This is a genomic window from Micromonospora sp. CA-259024, assembly GCF_050936255.1.
Classification (GTDB): Bacteria; Actinomycetota; Actinomycetes; order Mycobacteriales; family Micromonosporaceae; genus Micromonospora.
The window spans coordinates 3,005,984-3,021,787 of sequence record NZ_JBNJND010000001.1; the positions used below are offsets into that span (position 1 = coordinate 3,005,984).

Sequence of the window (15,804 nt, forward strand, 5' to 3'; positions counted from 1 at the left end):
GCCCGCCCCGCGACACCTGGGATCATTCCACCGGGAAGTGGATGGTGAACGGGATCTTGTTCGTCTTCAGGCAGTTGAACAGCTTCTCGGTCATGCCGAGGTCGTTCACGTTGGGCTGACCGCTACCGCTGCCGACGAAGTGCCAGTGGACGCCCTTGACACCCTTGCCCTTCATGTCCGGTTTGCCGGCGTTGGCAGCCTTGATCTTCTCCTGGTTGTCGGGGTTCATGTACCAGGCATCCTTCTCGCACTGGGTGACCTGCTCCAGGATCCGGTCGTCGCCCTGGGCGAAGCCCGACTTCACCTCGTGCAGGATCCAGCCGTCGGTGAGTTCCTCGCCGAAGTCGGCGTCCCGGCCGCCCTTGAACCTGTCGTCGTCCGGCCTGGCCAGCGGCAGCTGCGACCGGCCCACCTTGCCCTGGCTGGCCATCAGCTCGTTGAGGATCGTCTCGCCGTCCTGCCAGCCGTACGCCCAGCGCAGGTTGGGCCCGTCGACGTGCAGCGCGTCCGGGTCGGTCATCATCTCGTGGGTCCGCTTGAGGTCGGTCCGCTTGCCGTTGAGCAGCCGGTCGAAGGTCTTCTTGCTGATCCATCCGTCGGGGACGGCGGAGGCGGTCACGGCGAACGCCGCTGCCGCGTCCTCCGCGACGATAGCGTTGTAGACCTCCGGCATGATGAGCTCGTAGGTGAGCTCCTTGACGGTGTCCGGGATCTTGTCGTACCGGGCGACGTAGCGCGCCGCGTCCATGAGCCGGTGCGCGTACTTGGCGACGAACTTCGCGACCTTGGCCGGGATGGCAACCGCGTCGCCGACGTACGGGACGAGCCCGAGAACGTTGAAACCGACGCTCACCCAGTCGCCGTGGATGATCGCCGCGACGGTGTCGCGGATGTCCGCCAGGGTGCCGGTGATCCAGCCGACCACCGGGATGACGCTGGACGCGCTGGCACACAGGTTGCCGGCGAGCCAGGCCATCGAGTCCTTCTCGGCGAAGTCGCCGGCGAACATGCCGAGCAGGAAGTCGGTGACGTACGTCCACTTGCTGATCTGCTCGTCGAAGCGGCCCGGGTGCAGACCCTTCGACTCGGCGTTGGAGATTTCGTAGTCGTCACGCAGGCCGTCGTTGTCGGTGTCCTGGTTCAGCGCGCTGATCAGGTAATCGAGCTCGACACTGTCGGAGAGGCCGTCGCCGTCGGTGTCCACCTTGGTCGGGTCGGAGCCGAGGTCCTCTTCCGCGAGGTCCCGCACGCCGTCGCCGTCCGTGTCGATCGGCGTGGGGTTCGGGTTGATCGGCTGGCCGTCGCCGGGGACCGGCGGGGCACGCGGCTGGTCGGGAACCAGCGGGTTGGTGCCCTTGGCCACCTCGGCGCCGTCGTTCAGGCCGTCGCCGTCGGTGTCCGCCTCGGTCGGGGAGGTGCCGAGCCGCTGCTCTTCGAGGTTGGTCAGCCCGTCCCCGTCAAGATCCTCGGCGCCGTCGTTCACCGTGTCGTTGTCGGTGTCGTACGCGTTCGGCCGGGTCCAGCCGGCCAGCGCCGTGATCTCGAACTTGTCGGTGAGCTCGTCACCGTCGGAGTCGGCGAGCAGCGGGCTGGAGCCGAAGCGCAGCTCCACCACGTCGACCACACCGTCGTTATCGTGGTCACCCTCGTACGTGATGCCGAACCGGGTGAGTACCCGGAAGCCACTCTCCCAGGCGTCCTCGGCCTGGATGGTGGCGGGCAGAACGTTGGCCTTGACAAGCATCTCGTCGGCCTTGGCCAGGTAACCCTTGGCCGCTTCGAGGTCGGCGAACGCCTCGTCGATGCCGGCCGGAGCGGGCGGCGGAGGCGGGCTGACCCGGCGGAACGGGCCGATCGTCGCCTCGGCGTCCTGGATCGCCGCGTCGGCCAGCAGCCGTACCCCGGTAAGCGCCTTGACCAGCGCGGTGACGTGACCCTGCTCGGCCTCGCCGCTGGGCGGGCTGGCGCCGGTCATCCGGCTCTTGAGGAAGGCCTCGAGGTGCTTCAGGTTGTCGAACGCCGCGGCGGCGTCGGCCGTCCCGTTGAGCCGCGCGCCGTCGAAGTACCGGCTCTTGACGTCGGCCTGCACCGGCTCGAGCCGGCTTTCACCGAGATCGTCACCGACATACGGGCGCAGCGCCTCAGTGCCCTCGATGACGGACGCCTTTGCGTCGAGTTGGTACCTGGTGGCCGGGATCTTGGCGATCTCGACCTGCCAGAGCGGCGTCTCGGCGGCGGCCGCCGGTGTGCCGAGGAGGGCTATCGGAGCAACGACGGCCGCGGACAGCGCGGCCGCCATTCTCCGGCGTAGTGGTAAACCACGTCTCACAATGTTCCCCCAGTGTGTGGCGAGTTGCCCAATGAACCCGTTTTCAACCTGGCATCGAGCTCGGCGGCACCGGACCACAGAACAGCGCCGGCCACTGCCGGCCCCACCGCGTCGAAGAGGTTCAACGTGGGGGGATCGTATAGAGCCCCATGTATATTTAATATATATTTACAAATATATGTGGGCTGGCCTGCGGAAACTTAAGCAGCAGGCAGACGTTGGGAACCGGCAGGCGTCACTCGCCCGGCTCATCGCGCGGTGACGGCGAGGCAGCTGTCCTCCAGGCCGGGATCCATCGAGGCTCTTCGAAGTTAGGCGGGGTTGAGGTGTCCGCGCCGTCCGCACGGGGATCCGCGACTGGCAGCGACCGATCCCCGGCAAGCCCGAACCGCGGCACAGCGGCGATCTGGCGGACGTCGTCGACCTGATGCTCGCCACCGGCGCCCGCATCGGCGAGATCCTCGCCCTGCGATGGGAGGACCTGAACCTCGCCGCCGAACGCCCCACCCTGACGATCTGCGGCACACTCGTCTTCGTCAAAGGCCAGGGCTTCTTCCGCCAACCCTGGACCAAGAGCGACGCCGGCTGGCGGATGGTCGTGCTGCCCCGGTTCGCCGTCGGCATGATCATGACCCGCAAGCTCGTCGCCGCCGACAACCCCCACGACGCGATCTTCGCCTCCCGACGCGGCACCTGGCTGTCACCCAACAACGTCCGCCGTCAGTGGCGCGAGGCCCGCGCCGACACCGACCTCGCCTGGGTCACCCCCCACACCTTCCGCAAGACCGTCGCCACCCTCATCAAAGAAGAGACCAACACGAAAAGCGCCGCAGCACAGCTCGGACACTCCAGCGAGGAGGTCACCGCCACGTACTACATCGCCAAGCCCGCTCAAGCCCCGGACGTCTCGGACATCCTCGAGCGACTCCGCACCGACCACGGAAGCCGGCAACATCCCGCACCCGCCCTGCCCAACGATGCGCAGGGATGACGAACCTGGTTGCCGACCCCGGTAAATGGGGGATTTTCGGGGGGCGATTCAAAACCCCATCGACAAACTTAAAGCCCTGACCAGCGTTTCCGCTGGTCAGGGCTTTTTGTCTGTCGGGACGGCCGGATTCGAACCGACGACCCCTTGACCCCCAGGCAACGATCTCGACGCGCCAGCCTGCCGCGACTGTCGACTACGCTGGGCAACCTCGTCCGTCGGTGTCCACTGGCGTCCAGCCTTGTGTTCCTCGATCGTCACTCAGTTAGTCACCCAGGGAGTCATTCCGTGGCCCGCTTCCCCCATGGCGTCGAGCCTGCCCCATCGTGCCTCGGAACAGTAACCCTGCACGAGGACGATTCGACGGAGTGCAGCCGAGAGGACTGCCCGGGGACCGGCACCCTTCACTGGGACGTCGATGCCTGCGAAGCATCCGCCTGCGGCCACTGTCCGTCGGGACAAACGTGGAGCCACTGGACGCCTTCGGTGTGAAAGAACCATCACCGGTCGCTGTAGTGCGTTGCGAGCGTAAACGACCTGCCGGAACAATCCACAGGGGTCCACGGACGTCCGTCCTCGCTCGTGCCCGTCGTCACCCATTTAGTCGGGGCTGTCTCGCTAACGGTGTTTTCGGCAATCTTGGTTAGTAGGTTTCAGCGGCGGGGAAGCGGTCGCTGAAGGTGATGGCGAAGGCGTTCAACGCGGGTTTCCAGCGCATCGTCCATCGGGTTCTGCCTGCTCCGGTGGGGTCCAGGGACCGAGTCACCAGGTACAGGCACTTCAACGCGGCCAGCTCGTTGGGGAAGTGGCCACGGGCCTTCACGGCCCGTCGGTAGCGGGCGTTCAACGACTCGATCGCGTTGGTCGAGCAGATCACCTTGCGGATCTCCACGTCGTAGTCGAGGAACGGGATGAATTCGGCCCACGCGTTGTCCCACAACCGGATCACCGCCGGATACCGCCTGCCCCACTTCTCCGCCAAGTCGTCGAACGCGGCGCGGGCCGCCTGGGCGTTCACTGCGGTGTAGATCGGCTTGATGTCGTGCTTCAGCGCGTCCCAGTACTTGCGCGACGTGAGCCGGAAGGTGTTGCGGATCAGATGGATGATGCACGTCTGCACCACCGTCTGCGGCCACACGTTCGTCACGACCTCGGGCAGGCCTTTGAGGCCGTCGCAGACGAGGAAGAACACGTCCTTCACGCCCCGGTTACGCAGGTCGGTCAGCACGCTCATCCAGAACTTCGCGCCCTCACCACCCGTGCCAGCCCACAGCCCGAGGATGTCCTTCTCCCCGTCGAGGGTGACCCCGATCGCGGCATAGAACGGCCGGTTCGCGACCTGCCCGTCGCGGACCTTGACCACGATCGCGTCGATGAACACCGCCGCGTAAATCGCATCCAGCGGGCGATGGGACCAGTCGGTCATCTCCTCGATCACCTTGTCGGTGATCCGCGAAATGGTCTCCTTGCTGACCGAGGCGCCGTAGATCTCGGCGAAGTGAGCGCTGATCTCTCCGGTGGTCAGCCCTTTGGCATACAGCGACAACACGACCTCGTCGACCCCGGACAGGCGGCGCTGCCGCTTGCGGACGATCTGGGGCTCGAACGTGCCAGCCCGGTCCCGCGGCACGTCGATCTGCACCGGCCCGTTGGCCTCGGTCAGCACCGTCTTCGAGCGGGTGCCGTTGCGGATGTTGCCCGACTCCACCCCAGCCGACTCATGTTTCTCGTAGCCGAGGTGTTCGGTCATCTCCTCGTTCAGCGCGGTCTCCAGGACCGACTTGGTCAACTGCTTGAGCAGCCCGTCCGGGCCGGTCAGGGACAGCCCTTGTTCCTTGGCCGCCCGGACCAACTCGGCCGCGGCCTTCGCCTCAGCCGATGGCTCAGGCCGCTTCTTACGTCCGGTCTGGTCGTTCAGTGTCGCGGTCATCACGGCACCCTCCTCACCAGGCACAACGCCTGGCGGGTCAGGCCGGAAACACCGTTAGATCCACAGACCCATTTAGTCACTCAGCCGTTGTTGGAGCGGGTCTCTGTCGGCATATCAACCTCCGCACCAGGCCCGGAGTTGTTGCTCGCTGTCAGGAAGGTTGTAGCGGGTGAGCAACCTGGGCGCGGCCTGCAGGACGTTGCTGCTCAACAGGGTCGAGAGGGCTCTCTGCTGAGTCGGGGTGAGGTCGGCGAATCGCACACCGTCGGGTATCGGCCCGCTGGGGAAGGCGGCGTCTAACAGAGCGGTGAGTAGGGTGAAGGCGTCTGCGGTGGGATCAGCCGTAGCCGCCCTTTCGGCCAGCACATCGATCCGGTCACCAGCGACTTCCGGAGTCAGGTCTGCGATCGTCAGGGCAGCCATGCTGGCCATGTCACCTTCGAAGAACGGCCAATAGGGCACGGGTTCAATGGCCCCGAAGAGGCAGGCATAGAGCTCACTGACCAGGGATCGATCCGGATGCCTCAGTATCCGCGACAGGCCCAACACCGCCGACCAGCGCTCGGCACGGTTGACGCTGCCTCGCCGGGCAGAAAGCGCGTCGACCAACACTTCGCTGCCGTTAGGGCAACTCAGGCCCGCCGCGACGCAGGCAGTTGCCGCGACGACCGGCTCCGGCTCCCGACGGATGAGACCGGCCAACGCTGGGCCGACCAAGCCCTCGTCCTCAGGGAACCAGGCGAGCAGATAAGCCGCGTACAGCCGGACCGCAGCCTCGGACGCCTCCAGCGCTGCCACATAGACAGGCACCCCGGCCCGCACAGCGTCATACGCCTCGATCGTCCACCGCTGCTCATCACGAGCTCCCTCGACGTCCCCCCATTCGGCCCCCCGTGCCCGTGCGCTGCGCTCCTCCTCATTCGGTGCCGCTGCGATCCAGTCCCGATGCTCCGCTTCCAACTCCTCTCGGCTCATCGGCACGCGACGCTGCACCTCAGCCCTCATGTCTGACGGATCAGAACGGTCGCTGAGCCAGGAACTCTCATCGCCCACCGCGATCGCCGCCAACACCTGGCAGGCAGCAAAGCGGTCCGGGGCCGCCGGATCAGCAACGATATCGATCAGGTGAGAGGCCACCGCAGCACTTGCCTCGAACCTGGAGCCCTGGTGCACGAGCAGGTCGATGAGATCGCTGTACGCACGTTGGCGAACCTCCTGGCTGTCTGACCTGATAGAGCGTAGTAAGGCCGGGATCTCGATGGCGGGGCCGAACGCGTGGCTCACCGAGGACCAGTCAACCTCTTTGGCGGGTATCGAGCGCTGGGGCATCCGACCACCCTAAGTGTGAGAAGCCGCTGGTGCTGCCCAGCCCTAGCCCAGGCGATTCCATCCCGTCTGCCGTCGACCCGCCCTCTTGGGGAGCGGGCTGCCGCCCGGCCCGCCACGTCAAGCGGACCTTGACGCAGGTTCGGACGCTGGCGGGTCGGGCGGTGGTTTGCTCGGCTTGCCCGGGTCGATGGCAGGCGGGATGGCCTACCGCAACCACCCACGCACCCGGCACCCGCCGACGGAGCCCCGGTCATCCTGGAGCCGGAGCGCCCCCGCCGGAGGCGCAGTAACCGCAACCCCGCGACCGCCGCCAGCTCGCCAACGCGGCCGGCGTCCGTTCCCCTACGCCGCGCGGGTCCTGGCCGCGCGGCCAGGCCGGCTGCCGGCCCACCACACCACCGGTCAACGACCTGTCGTTCTGCGGCGGCCCCTTGGGCTTCTCGCTTCCGCGCCAGCCGCCGGGCGTGTTGCGTGGCCGGAGTCGGAGCGCCAGCGGAGCGACGGACGCGCGCCCAGACGGCGGCGCGTGCGGCCCGTTCAGGGCCGCCTTGAAGACGTACAGAAAGTTCTCACCACTTCGCCGGCAGCCGGCCCATGACGGACCGGTCGGTACGGGTCACGCGCTCCGGATGGTGTTCCACTCGTCCGCGAGCACGGAGTAGAGGAGCGAGTCGCGCCAGGCTCCGTTGGTGAAGACGTGGTCGCGGATGCGGCCCTCGTACTGCATGCCCAGTCGCTCTGCCACGGCGACGGACGCGGCGTTGTCGGGTCCGATGGCTGCCGAGATGCGGTGCAACCCCAGGTCCCGAAACCCGAACTCTGTCAGGGTGCGTACGGCATCGGTGGCATAGCCGCTCCCCCACTGGTCGGCGCGGATGGCGTAGCCCAACTTCGCCGCCTTGACACCGTCGAGCCCGAGCCTGGCGAAGCCGATTAAATCGTCTCCTGGCAGGGTCACGGCCAAGTAGTACTCATTGCGCGGCTCAAGCTTGGCTCGGGCTACCGCCCCCTCGATCATTGCTGTCGCGGCCTCAAGGTCCCGGTTGTCGAACGAGAGCCATTGGGTGACACGCTCGTCGCCGACGAGGGACAAGGAAGGGGCCGCGTCGTCGCTGCGGAACTCTCGCAGAATGACGGCGCGGCCCTTCAACATCACGGGGTACATGCCCTGATCTTGCCCTACCGGGGAAGCGCCCTCAGCGGGGTGCTGGTGAAGTCCTCGATCTGTTGGAGGAGGTCCCGCCCGTCGGCAGCTAGCCCAGCTCGGGTCACGGCCTGGTGCACACGCTGAACGGAGTGGACGATGCCGTTGATGCGTTGGTCGGACGGTAGCTCAAGGACCGGCCCGATCGCATCGATGGCACCCTCCAAGTCCCGGGCAGCGATCCGGGCGATGGCGAGGTCGGAGTGTGATCCGGCCTGGTCACCAAACGCCCATGCCGGGTCGTTCGGGTTGGCGTAGGCGTTGACGGCGCGGGTCGAGAGGTCGACGGCCTGCTCTGCCTCGTTCGGCAGCCACGCGAGGGCGTCCGCCGCGTAGTAGAGCGTACGAGGCTGGTTGAACGTGCAGATGCCGCCCAGCTCGTCGACCTCGTCCGGCTCGACCTGCTCCCACGCCTCCTCAGCCGTCCTGATGGCGGCAAGAGCCTTCTCGCTGTTGCCGAGTGCGGCGTAGCCACGAGCAGCGCTGACCGGCAACCAGACGGAGGTCGTACCTCCGGTGCCGGCGGCGAACCTGCTGCCCGCCTCCGCGTACCGGACGGCCTCGGCGTACCGGCCTGCCCAGTAGGCGACCATGGATTGCAGGCCACGAAGCCAGGCACGAAGTCCGTTGTGGTCGGCTTGATCGGCGCACAGCACAGCCGTACGGGCTTGCAGCATCGCGGCGTGCGGGTCGGCGAGGTCATGGGACGCCTTGGCGAGCAGCCCGCTCGTGACGGCGGTAAGGAAATGTAGTTGCCGGGCCTGCTGCGGCGTCTGTCTGCGCTCCAGCAGAGCGAACAGGGTGTCCTGAGTTTCGACCATGTCGCCGAGCAGTTCGGTGAGTGGCCGCTGCGGGTAGGCCAACGCCAAGCGCTGAACGTCGTCACGCAGTTGTTCGACTGCTTCTGGCGTGGTGCTCTCGGCGGCGAGGAGGGTGAAGCGTCGTGCTCGTTCGGCTGCCATCTTGATCAGACTCCTTTCGTTGCCGGGGGACGGCAGCACTAATGAGCCGTCGTCGGTAGCCGGCTTGGCTATGACAAGTTCCGGAGTCCAGGGCCGGAGAAGTTCTTCGAGTGGCATGCCGAACATCGCCTGTAGTGCGCGCCGGGTGGCGGGAGTCGCGCCCGCTGTTCCTCGCTCGCCTCGGGCCATACGACCGAGGTGACGGGCGCTGATGGCAGCGGGTTCCTCCAGCCGGAAAAACGCCTCAGCCATCTCTTCGTAGGTGCGTTCACGCTGCTGGATGAGGTACTCCAGCATGGTTCGGGGTGTGCGGCGTGTGTTTGCCACTGCTTCCCCTCCTCGCTCTGGGCTCCTACGTCGACGGTCGCGCACCTGCATGGCATCCCTCAACAGATGTCCCTCGATTGTCCACCGATGGTCCGTCAGAGGTCCTGATCGGGACCTCGATAGGTCCTGATCAATGACGCCACTCTCTCAGTGTGAGCCAGAACGGCACACCTTGACGAGCGAGTAGCGATGAGGAGGCAGCGCCATGGCCAGTTCCCTGCTGATGCCGGCGATCGCCATGATTGTCGGCACCGCCCTGCTGAGCTTGCAGATCTACATCATGACCCGAATCAACCACGGCGCTACCCGGAGCCCGCGACGGTCCAGGAAGCTCAGCGACAACGGAGCGAGGGGCAGCATTCGCTACAGCGTGGGTGCTGCCCCGTCCCGTATCCTGAGCGGTGATGACTCCTACGACCGATCCATCCGAGCTGCCGGACGACTGGTGGACAGCGGCGGAATGCGCTGCCTTCCTCGGGATCGCGCGCGGCACCTGGACGGCGTACGTCACGCGGGACCAGGCCCCCGCCCCGGAGCGGATGTTCGGGCGCTCCCCGGTGTGGCGTCCCCGGACCGTCAAGAGCTGGGCGGCGTCACGCCCCCGTCACGGCAAGTAGCCTCGATCCTTCCCTCCACAGCACCCGTGCTGTAAAGTCGGCCTCAATACAGCACCGGTGCTGTATGGCAATCCAATAGATGGCCCCGACGGGCTGCAACCCGTCGAGGCCGGTGCATCGGCTCCCTGCGAAAGGACCAACCGATGCCTGTTCAGCGTACCCAAAACCCTGCGTGTCGCGTCTCGGGTCTTCAGACGGACGCTCCTGCCGTGCCCTCCTTCACTGGGCATTGGTCGGTGGCGTCGACCCCTGTCGAGGCGTCGTGCGACTCGCCTGCGGGCTCTCGCTCGCATCTGTCTCCCGCTGACTACGGCCCTACCGTCCACTCCCACACCCGCACCGCTACCAGTCCCTGCAACGAACGGCTCCGAGAGCTACTGCTCTCCCTCGGTGAGTCCCCTGCGGACTTCGCCGGCAAGCTCGGTGTCGATCCGAAGACCGTCGAACGGTGGATTGGCAGCCGCGCCCGCACTCCGCATCCGCGTATCGCCTACCAGGCCGCGCGGCTGCTCGACGTGGACGTCACCTACCTGTGGCCCACCATCCACGGCCGCCGCGCCTCGAAGATCTCCGGCACTGACGAACTCCTGGCCATGTGGCCCGGACGTGCCGCCGTCCCCGCCGACCTGTGGCCCCGGCTGTTCGCCGAAGCCCAGCGGCGCATCACCATCATGGGCGACCCCGGCCTACCGGACCTCATCCCCAACCTCGCCCGGCTCCTGGTCGACAAGACCAACCAGGGCGTCCAGGTCCGGATCATCCTCGCCGACCCCGACGCCACCCCCAACCCCCTCGACAAGGCCCGCGCCATCGCCGCACAGGCCACCTACCAACCCCTCACCCAGCACGGCGTCACGGTCTGCCACTACCCGGGCAGCCTCGCCACCACCATCCTGCGCATCGACGACGACCTGATCGTCCGCACCGGCATCGACGGATGCCCCGCCGCCTTCGCCCCCGTCATCCACCTGAGGGCACTCACCGACGGCCCGCTGTCCCGGTCCTACCTGACCAGCCTCGACAGCATCACCGAAACCGCCATCCCGCTGACAATCGGCCTGCGGGCGGTGGCCTGATGACCACCACCTCAACCTCCACCGGCTACCGGTGGCGTCAACCCCGCCTTGTCCGAGGCTGGGAACCGGTCCAACTCATCGGCCGCTTGAAGATCCTCGCCGCTCGTGACGGTGTGGAACTGCCGAAGACCTACCAACTCATCCGCGACATCTACCTGTGGGAGCACCACCGGGCCGACCTGCCCGCACCCGTGGCCTCCCTGCTCGGCCGGATCTTCGACGGACCCAACCCGTTCGCCACCGGCCCCGTCCAGCACCTCCCGATGAAGGCGGCCCGCAACCGTGGCCGCTGACCTCATCGCCGTTGTCCCGGATCAGTGCACCACTGCTGGTCCGGGGCTCCGGCCCACCCTCGCCCCGTCGGTCGGCTCGTTCGTTGGTCGGGATGAGTCCGCGTTCCACCGGGCCACCGACCCGAACGTCTTCGACTGGCTCGACCACGTCAAGGCAGCCGCGGGCTGCTCCCACCCGATCCGCCTCTCGGGCGAGGTCGCCACCGTCGACCGGGCCACCGGCCAACTCCTGTCCGCCGCCCGGACCGAAAACATGCCGGACGGAGAGATCTACAAGCCGTGCGGCAACCGCCGCCACGCCGTCTGCCCCTCCTGCGCCCGCACCTACCAACGCGACGCCTACCAACTGCTGCGCGCCGGACTCGCCGGCGGCAAGGGCATCCCCGCGTCCGTCGCTGGGCATCCGGCAGTGTTCGTCACCTTCACCGCCCCGTCGTTCGGCATCGTGCACACCCGCAACGTGAAGCGGCACACCTGCGGCAACCGTCGCCGCTGCGACTGCCGGGCCGAACCCTGCCACGCGCGCCGGGCCACCGACCCCACCGCCCGACCCTGCCAGCATGGGCAACCGTCGGTCTGCTGGGCGCGTCACGAGGAGAACGATCCTCGGCTGGGTCAGCCGTTGTGCCTGGATTGCTACGACTACGACGCCCAAGTCGTGTGGAACCACTCCGCACCCGAGTTGTGGCGCCGCACCACCATCGCCATCACCCGACACCTGCGCACCCGCGCCCGGCAGCTCGGGTTGCCCTGGGTGGAGCAGGTCACCGCCTCCGGTCGGGTCCGTCGGGTGCCGCCGGCCAAGCCGTCGTTCGGCAAGGTCGCTGAGATGCAACGCCGTGCTGTCGTGCACTACCACGCGATCGTCCGTCTCGACGGCATCCACCCCTACGACCCCGACGCCGTCATCCCACCCCCGGCAGCCTTCGGCGTTGACGACCTGGTCGCCGCCGCCGAACACGCCGCCGCCACCGTCACCTTCACCACCCGCCCACACCCCGCGCAGCGGGCAGGCTGGCGCATCGCCTGGGGCGAGCAGGTCGACGTCCGCCCGATCGCCGCTGATGGCGAGATCACCGACGGCAAGGTCGCCGGCTACCTGGCCAAGTACGCCACCAAGTCCACCGAGGCCACCGGGCACGTGTCCCGCCGCCTCGACGGCGAGGTCATCGACCTCTACGCCAACGAGCACGGCAGCCACCCTGAACGGCTTGTTGACGCCTGCTGGACCCTCGGCGGTAACCGCGACTGGCAGCACCTCCGACGGTGGGCGCACATGCTCGGCTTCGGCGGCCACTTCCTCACCAAGAGCCGCCGCTACTCCACCACCTTCCGCATCCTGCGCAATGCCCGCGTCGTCTGGCGACGCACTGAGACCGGCCACGAATACGCCGACCAGACCGAGGAAGAGACGACGCTGATCGTCGGGCTCCTCACCTACGCCGGGTCCGGCTGGCGCACCACCGGAGACGCACTGCTCGCCAACACCGCTGCCGCCATGGCCCGCGAGCGGCACGAGGTAGCCCGCGAGGAGTTCGCCGCCGTGGCCTGATCCACCCACCGATTCACCGTCAAGACCGGCTTGACGGTCAACCACCGATCCGAGGAGAGGTAGCCCATTGCCCACCATCCTGACCGCACCCGAGAGAAAGGCGCTCTACCGAATCCCCGAAGCCATGACCCTGCTCAGCCTGTCCCGCTCCGTGATCTACGAACAGATCCGCGCCGGCCGCCTGCGCACCGTCCGACAAGGCCGCACCCGCCTCGTCCCTGACGCGGCGATCACCGCCTACGTCGACCTGCTCGAACACGAAGCCCAGAAAGGAGGCACCCGATGACCACACGCCGCGCCCGAGGCGAAGGCGGCCTGCACTGGGACGAGTCCCGGCAACGCTGGATCGCCACCATCACCGTCGGCTACACCCCAGCCGGCAAACGCATCGTGCGCAAAGGCAGCGGCAGGACCAAGACCGAAGCCCGCACCAAACTGCGCGAGAAGATCCGCGACTACGAAGACGGCCTCGCCCTGGTCCAGGGCGGACACACCGTGGCCGACGCTCTCACCGACTGGCTCACCTACGGCCTGAGCAACCAGTCCGAGAGCACAAGGGCCAACTACACCACCCTTGTGCGCTCCCACATCATCAGCGACCTCGGCGCGAGGAAGCTGCGGGATCTCAGCGCGACCGATGTTGACCGCTGGCTCATGGGCAAAGCCCAACGACTGAGCACCCGCACCCTGCGGCTCCTGCACTCGCTGCTCAACCGCGCGGTCAATCGAGCCATGGCGCGAGACAGGGTCGAGCGCAACGTTGTGGCACTTTGCGAAGTGCCCACAGGTCGCGGCGGCCGTCCCTCGAAGTCGTTGACGCTCGGCCATGCCAAGGCGCTTCTAATCGCTGCCGAGAGCAGCTCGTTGCACGCCTACATCGTCGTCTCACTGCTGACCGGCGCTCGCACCGAGGAACTGCGAGCCCTCACCTGGTCACACGTCGACCTCGCCGGCAAGCCGGACAACGATCCCCCGGTGCCGCCATCCATTCAGGTCTGGCGCTCGGTCCGCGCCGACGGAGACACCAAGACCAAGAAGTCGCGTCGCACCCTGGCCCTGCCGGCCCGGTGCGTCACCGCACTCGCCACCCACCACGAGCGCCAGGGCCAGGGCCAGCCTGCCGCTGATCGTCTCGTCTTCGCCTCTGCCACGGCACGGCCCTCGACCGGCACAACGTGCTTCGGGCCTTCCGCCCCGTCGTCGCCAAAGCGGGCCTCGACCCGCGCGACTGGACTCCCCGCGAACTGCGGCACAGCTTCGTGTCCCTACTGTCGGACAGCGGCATGAGCCTCGAACAGATCGCGGACCTCTGCGGCCACTCCGGCACGACCGTCACCGAGAGCGTCTACCGGCACCAACTACGGCCGGTCCTCCTGGGCGGCGCAGTCGCCATGGACCGGATCTTCGACGCTGAAGCGTAGTCACTCAGTTAGTCACCCAGGTACGACAAAGGGGCCGTCTCGATCTTCCGAGATGGCCCCTCACCTGCGTCGGGACGGCCGGATTCGAACCGACGACCCCTTGACCCCCAGTCAAGTGCGCTACCAAGCTGCGCTACGTCCCGCCCCCGCGTGGTTTCCCCCGCGGCAGCCGGTACAGCTTATCGCAGCGGCTTCGGGTCGTCCGCACAGGCCCCACCCGCGTCGCGAGGTGACCGAACCACCGCACACCCCCTACAGCGTCCTAGGAGGGTGGGGTAGGGAAATGCCGGATGGGCGCGGGGCCCATCCGGCATTTTTGGCGTACGGGGTCAGCCGTGGGCCTTGCCGCGACCACCGGGGCCGAGCTTCTTCCGCGGGCGGACCGAGATCTCGATCGGGCTGCCCTCGTAGCCGAATTCCTCGCGGAGCTTGCGCTCGACGAAGCGCTGGTAGCCGGCGTCCAGCGGGCCCGTGGTGAAGAGCACGAACCGCGGCGGCGCCACCCCGGCCTGCGTCGCGAACAGGATCCGCGGCGCGCGTCCACCCCGCACGGGGTGGGGGGTGGCCTGCACCAGCGCGGTCAACCACTGGTTGAGCTGCGCGGTCGGCACTCGGGTTTCCCAGCTGGCCAGGGCCTTGTTCAGGGCCGGGGCCAGCTTGTCCACCGCGCGGCCGGTCATCGCCGACAGGTTCAAGCGGATCGCCCAGGGGATGCGGCGCAGCTCCCGGTCGATCTCCTTGTCCAGGTAGTACCGACGGTCGGCGTCGACCAGGTCCCACTTGTTGAACGCGATGACCATCGCCCGGCCGGCTTCGGTCACCATCGACAGGATCCGCTGGTCCTGCTCGCTGATCGGCTCGCTGGAATCCAGCAGGACCACGGCCACCTCGGCGGCCTCGATCGCACCGGCGGTGCGCAGGCTGGCGTAGTACTCGGTGCCACTGGCCTTACCGACCCGCTTGCGCAGCCCGGCCGTGTCCACCAGCTGCCAGGTCTGACCACCGATCTCGACCAGGCTGTCCACCGGGTCCACAGTGGTGCCCGCCACCGAGTCGACGACCGCCCGCTCCTCACCGGAGAACCGGTTGAGCAGGCTGGACTTGCCCACGTTCGGTCGCCCGACCAGCGCCACCCGGCGCGGCCCGCGCGGCCGGTTCTCCACGATCGCCGGCGCTTCCGGCAGGGCGGAGAGAATGGCGTCCAGCAGGTCGCCGGAGCCGCGCCCGTGCAGCGCGGAGACCGGGAACGGTTCACCGAGGCCGAGCGACCAGAGTGAGGTCGCCTCCATCTCGATGGAGGTGTTGTCGGCCTTGTTCGCCACCAGGATCACCGGCTTGGCGCTGCGCCGCAGCATCTTCACCGCGGCTTCGTCCACGTCGGTGGAGCCCACCATCGCGTCGACCACGAAGAGGACGACGTCGGCGGTGACGACCGCCGTCTCGGCCTGCGCCGCGATGGCCGCGGCCCGGTCCTTCGCGTCCGGCTCCCAGCCGCCGGTGTCCACCACGGTGAACGCCCGGCCGTTCCACTGCGCGTCGTACGGCACCCGGTCCCGGGTCACGCCGGGGACGTCCTCGACGACCGCCTGCCGGCGGCCGATGATCCGGTTGACCAGTGTGGACTTGCCCACGTTGGGGCGCCCGACCACGGCCACCACCGGCTGCGGGCCGGCCTGCTCCTCGACGGCGACGTCGGGCTCACGCAGCTCGACCCACCCCGCACCCTCACTACGCTCGCTCATGCCGCTCCTTCGCTTCGCTCCGGACCGTCATGAG

Annotated in this window: 12 protein-coding genes, 1 tRNA gene and 1 pseudogene; 7 read left to right on the forward strand and 7 right to left on the reverse strand. The window is 67.7% G+C overall.

The window, feature by feature from the left end; all coding sequences use genetic code 11:
• Positions 1-22: 22 nt before the first annotated feature.
• Entirely contained in the window at positions 23-2,299 is a 2,277-nt protein-coding gene (locus ACQEUX_RS13050; RefSeq protein WP_433046218.1) for a hypothetical protein, read from the reverse strand.
• Between the two features lie 457 nt (positions 2,300-2,756).
• On the opposite strand from ACQEUX_RS13050, the gene ACQEUX_RS13055 reads away from it, so the two are divergent.
• Entirely contained in the window at positions 2,757-3,320 is a 564-nt protein-coding gene (locus ACQEUX_RS13055; protein WP_433046221.1) for a tyrosine-type recombinase/integrase, read from the forward strand.
• A gap of 640 nt (positions 3,321-3,960) precedes the next feature.
• On the opposite strand, the gene ACQEUX_RS13060 is transcribed toward ACQEUX_RS13055, so the two are convergent.
• The 4 genes from ACQEUX_RS13060 to ACQEUX_RS13075 form a co-directional block, all read right to left on the reverse strand.
• Entirely contained in the window at positions 3,961-5,247 is a 1,287-nt protein-coding gene (locus ACQEUX_RS13060; RefSeq protein WP_433040727.1) for an IS256 family transposase, read from the reverse strand.
• A gap of 114 nt (positions 5,248-5,361) precedes the next feature.
• Entirely contained in the window at positions 5,362-6,576 is a 1,215-nt protein-coding gene (locus ACQEUX_RS13065; RefSeq protein ID WP_433046224.1) for a hypothetical protein, read from the reverse strand.
• Between the two features lie 616 nt (positions 6,577-7,192).
• Entirely contained in the window at positions 7,193-7,741 is a 549-nt protein-coding gene (locus ACQEUX_RS13070) for a GNAT family N-acetyltransferase (RefSeq protein ID WP_433046227.1), read from the reverse strand.
• A 14-nt stretch (positions 7,742-7,755) separates the two neighbouring features.
• Positions 7,756-9,039, reverse strand: a complete 1,284-nt coding sequence (locus ACQEUX_RS13075; RefSeq protein WP_433046230.1) for an XRE family transcriptional regulator — start codon at positions 9,037-9,039, stop codon at positions 7,756-7,758.
• Positions 9,040-9,473: 434 nt separating this feature from the next.
• Between ACQEUX_RS13075 and ACQEUX_RS13080 the strand changes: the two genes are divergently transcribed.
• From ACQEUX_RS13080 to ACQEUX_RS13105, 6 genes and pseudogenes are all read left to right on the forward strand, one after another.
• Positions 9,474-9,686, forward strand: a complete 213-nt coding sequence (locus ACQEUX_RS13080; RefSeq protein WP_433046233.1) for a helix-turn-helix transcriptional regulator — start codon at positions 9,474-9,476, stop codon at positions 9,684-9,686.
• Positions 9,687-9,922: 236 nt separating this feature from the next.
• Positions 9,923-10,762, forward strand: coding sequence for a hypothetical protein (locus tag ACQEUX_RS13085; protein ID WP_433046236.1), 840 nt, complete (start codon positions 9,923-9,925; stop codon positions 10,760-10,762).
• Positions 10,762-11,055 (forward strand): hypothetical protein, encoded by a 294-nt coding sequence (locus ACQEUX_RS13090; RefSeq protein ID WP_433046239.1) that lies wholly within the window; start codon positions 10,762-10,764, stop codon positions 11,053-11,055. The genes ACQEUX_RS13085 and ACQEUX_RS13090 overlap by 1 nt, the downstream gene beginning before the upstream one ends.
• Complete coding sequence (locus tag ACQEUX_RS13095; protein WP_433046242.1) at positions 11,045-12,607, forward strand: replication initiator; 1,563 nt, start codon at positions 11,045-11,047, stop codon at positions 12,605-12,607. Before ACQEUX_RS13090 ends, ACQEUX_RS13095 begins: the two co-directional genes overlap by 11 nt.
• Before the next feature lie 67 nt (positions 12,608-12,674).
• Positions 12,675-12,893, forward strand: a complete 219-nt coding sequence (locus ACQEUX_RS13100; RefSeq protein WP_433046245.1) for a helix-turn-helix domain-containing protein — start codon at positions 12,675-12,677, stop codon at positions 12,891-12,893.
• Positions 12,890-14,028 (forward strand): annotated as a pseudogene (locus ACQEUX_RS13105) (site-specific integrase). The gene ACQEUX_RS13100 and the pseudogene ACQEUX_RS13105 overlap by 4 nt, the downstream one beginning before the upstream one ends.
• Positions 14,029-14,097: 69 nt before the next feature.
• On the opposite strand, the gene ACQEUX_RS13110 reads toward ACQEUX_RS13105, so the two are convergent.
• Together ACQEUX_RS13110 and der are read right to left on the reverse strand one after the other, a co-directional pair.
• Positions 14,098-14,171: transfer RNA gene (locus tag ACQEUX_RS13110), tRNA-Pro, on the reverse strand.
• Between the two features lie 186 nt (positions 14,172-14,357).
• The gene (gene der, locus ACQEUX_RS13115) at positions 14,358-15,770 is read right to left on the reverse strand and encodes a ribosome biogenesis GTPase Der (protein ID WP_433046248.1); all 1,413 of its coding nucleotides are present in this window, start codon (positions 15,768-15,770) and stop codon (positions 14,358-14,360) included.
• Between the last annotated feature and the right edge of the window lie 34 nt (positions 15,771-15,804).

Bases quoted from the DNA above. Each gene is read 5' to 3' on its own strand.
- ACQEUX_RS13050 (WP_433046218.1), bottom strand. From the start codon at position 2,299: ATGGCGGCCGCGCTGTCCGCGGCCGTCGTTGCTCCGATAGCCCTCCTC.
- ACQEUX_RS13055 (WP_433046221.1), top strand. From the start codon at position 2,757: ATGCTCGCCACCGGCGCCCGCATCGGCGAGATCCTCGCCCTGCGATGG.
- ACQEUX_RS13060 (WP_433040727.1), bottom strand. From the start codon at position 5,247: ATGACCGCGACACTGAACGACCAGACCGGACGTAAGAAGCGGCCTGAG.
- ACQEUX_RS13065 (WP_433046224.1), bottom strand. From the start codon at position 6,576: ATGCCCCAGCGCTCGATACCCGCCAAAGAGGTTGACTGGTCCTCGGTG.
- ACQEUX_RS13070 (WP_433046227.1), bottom strand. From the start codon at position 7,741: ATGTACCCCGTGATGTTGAAGGGCCGCGCCGTCATTCTGCGAGAGTTC.
- ACQEUX_RS13075 (WP_433046230.1), bottom strand. From the start codon at position 9,039: ATGCTGGAGTACCTCATCCAGCAGCGTGAACGCACCTACGAAGAGATG.
- ACQEUX_RS13080 (WP_433046233.1), top strand. From the start codon at position 9,474: ATGACTCCTACGACCGATCCATCCGAGCTGCCGGACGACTGGTGGACA.
- ACQEUX_RS13090 (WP_433046239.1), top strand. From the start codon at position 10,762: ATGACCACCACCTCAACCTCCACCGGCTACCGGTGGCGTCAACCCCGC.
- der (WP_433046248.1), bottom strand. From the start codon at position 15,770: ATGAGCGAGCGTAGTGAGGGTGCGGGGTGGGTCGAGCTGCGTGAGCCC.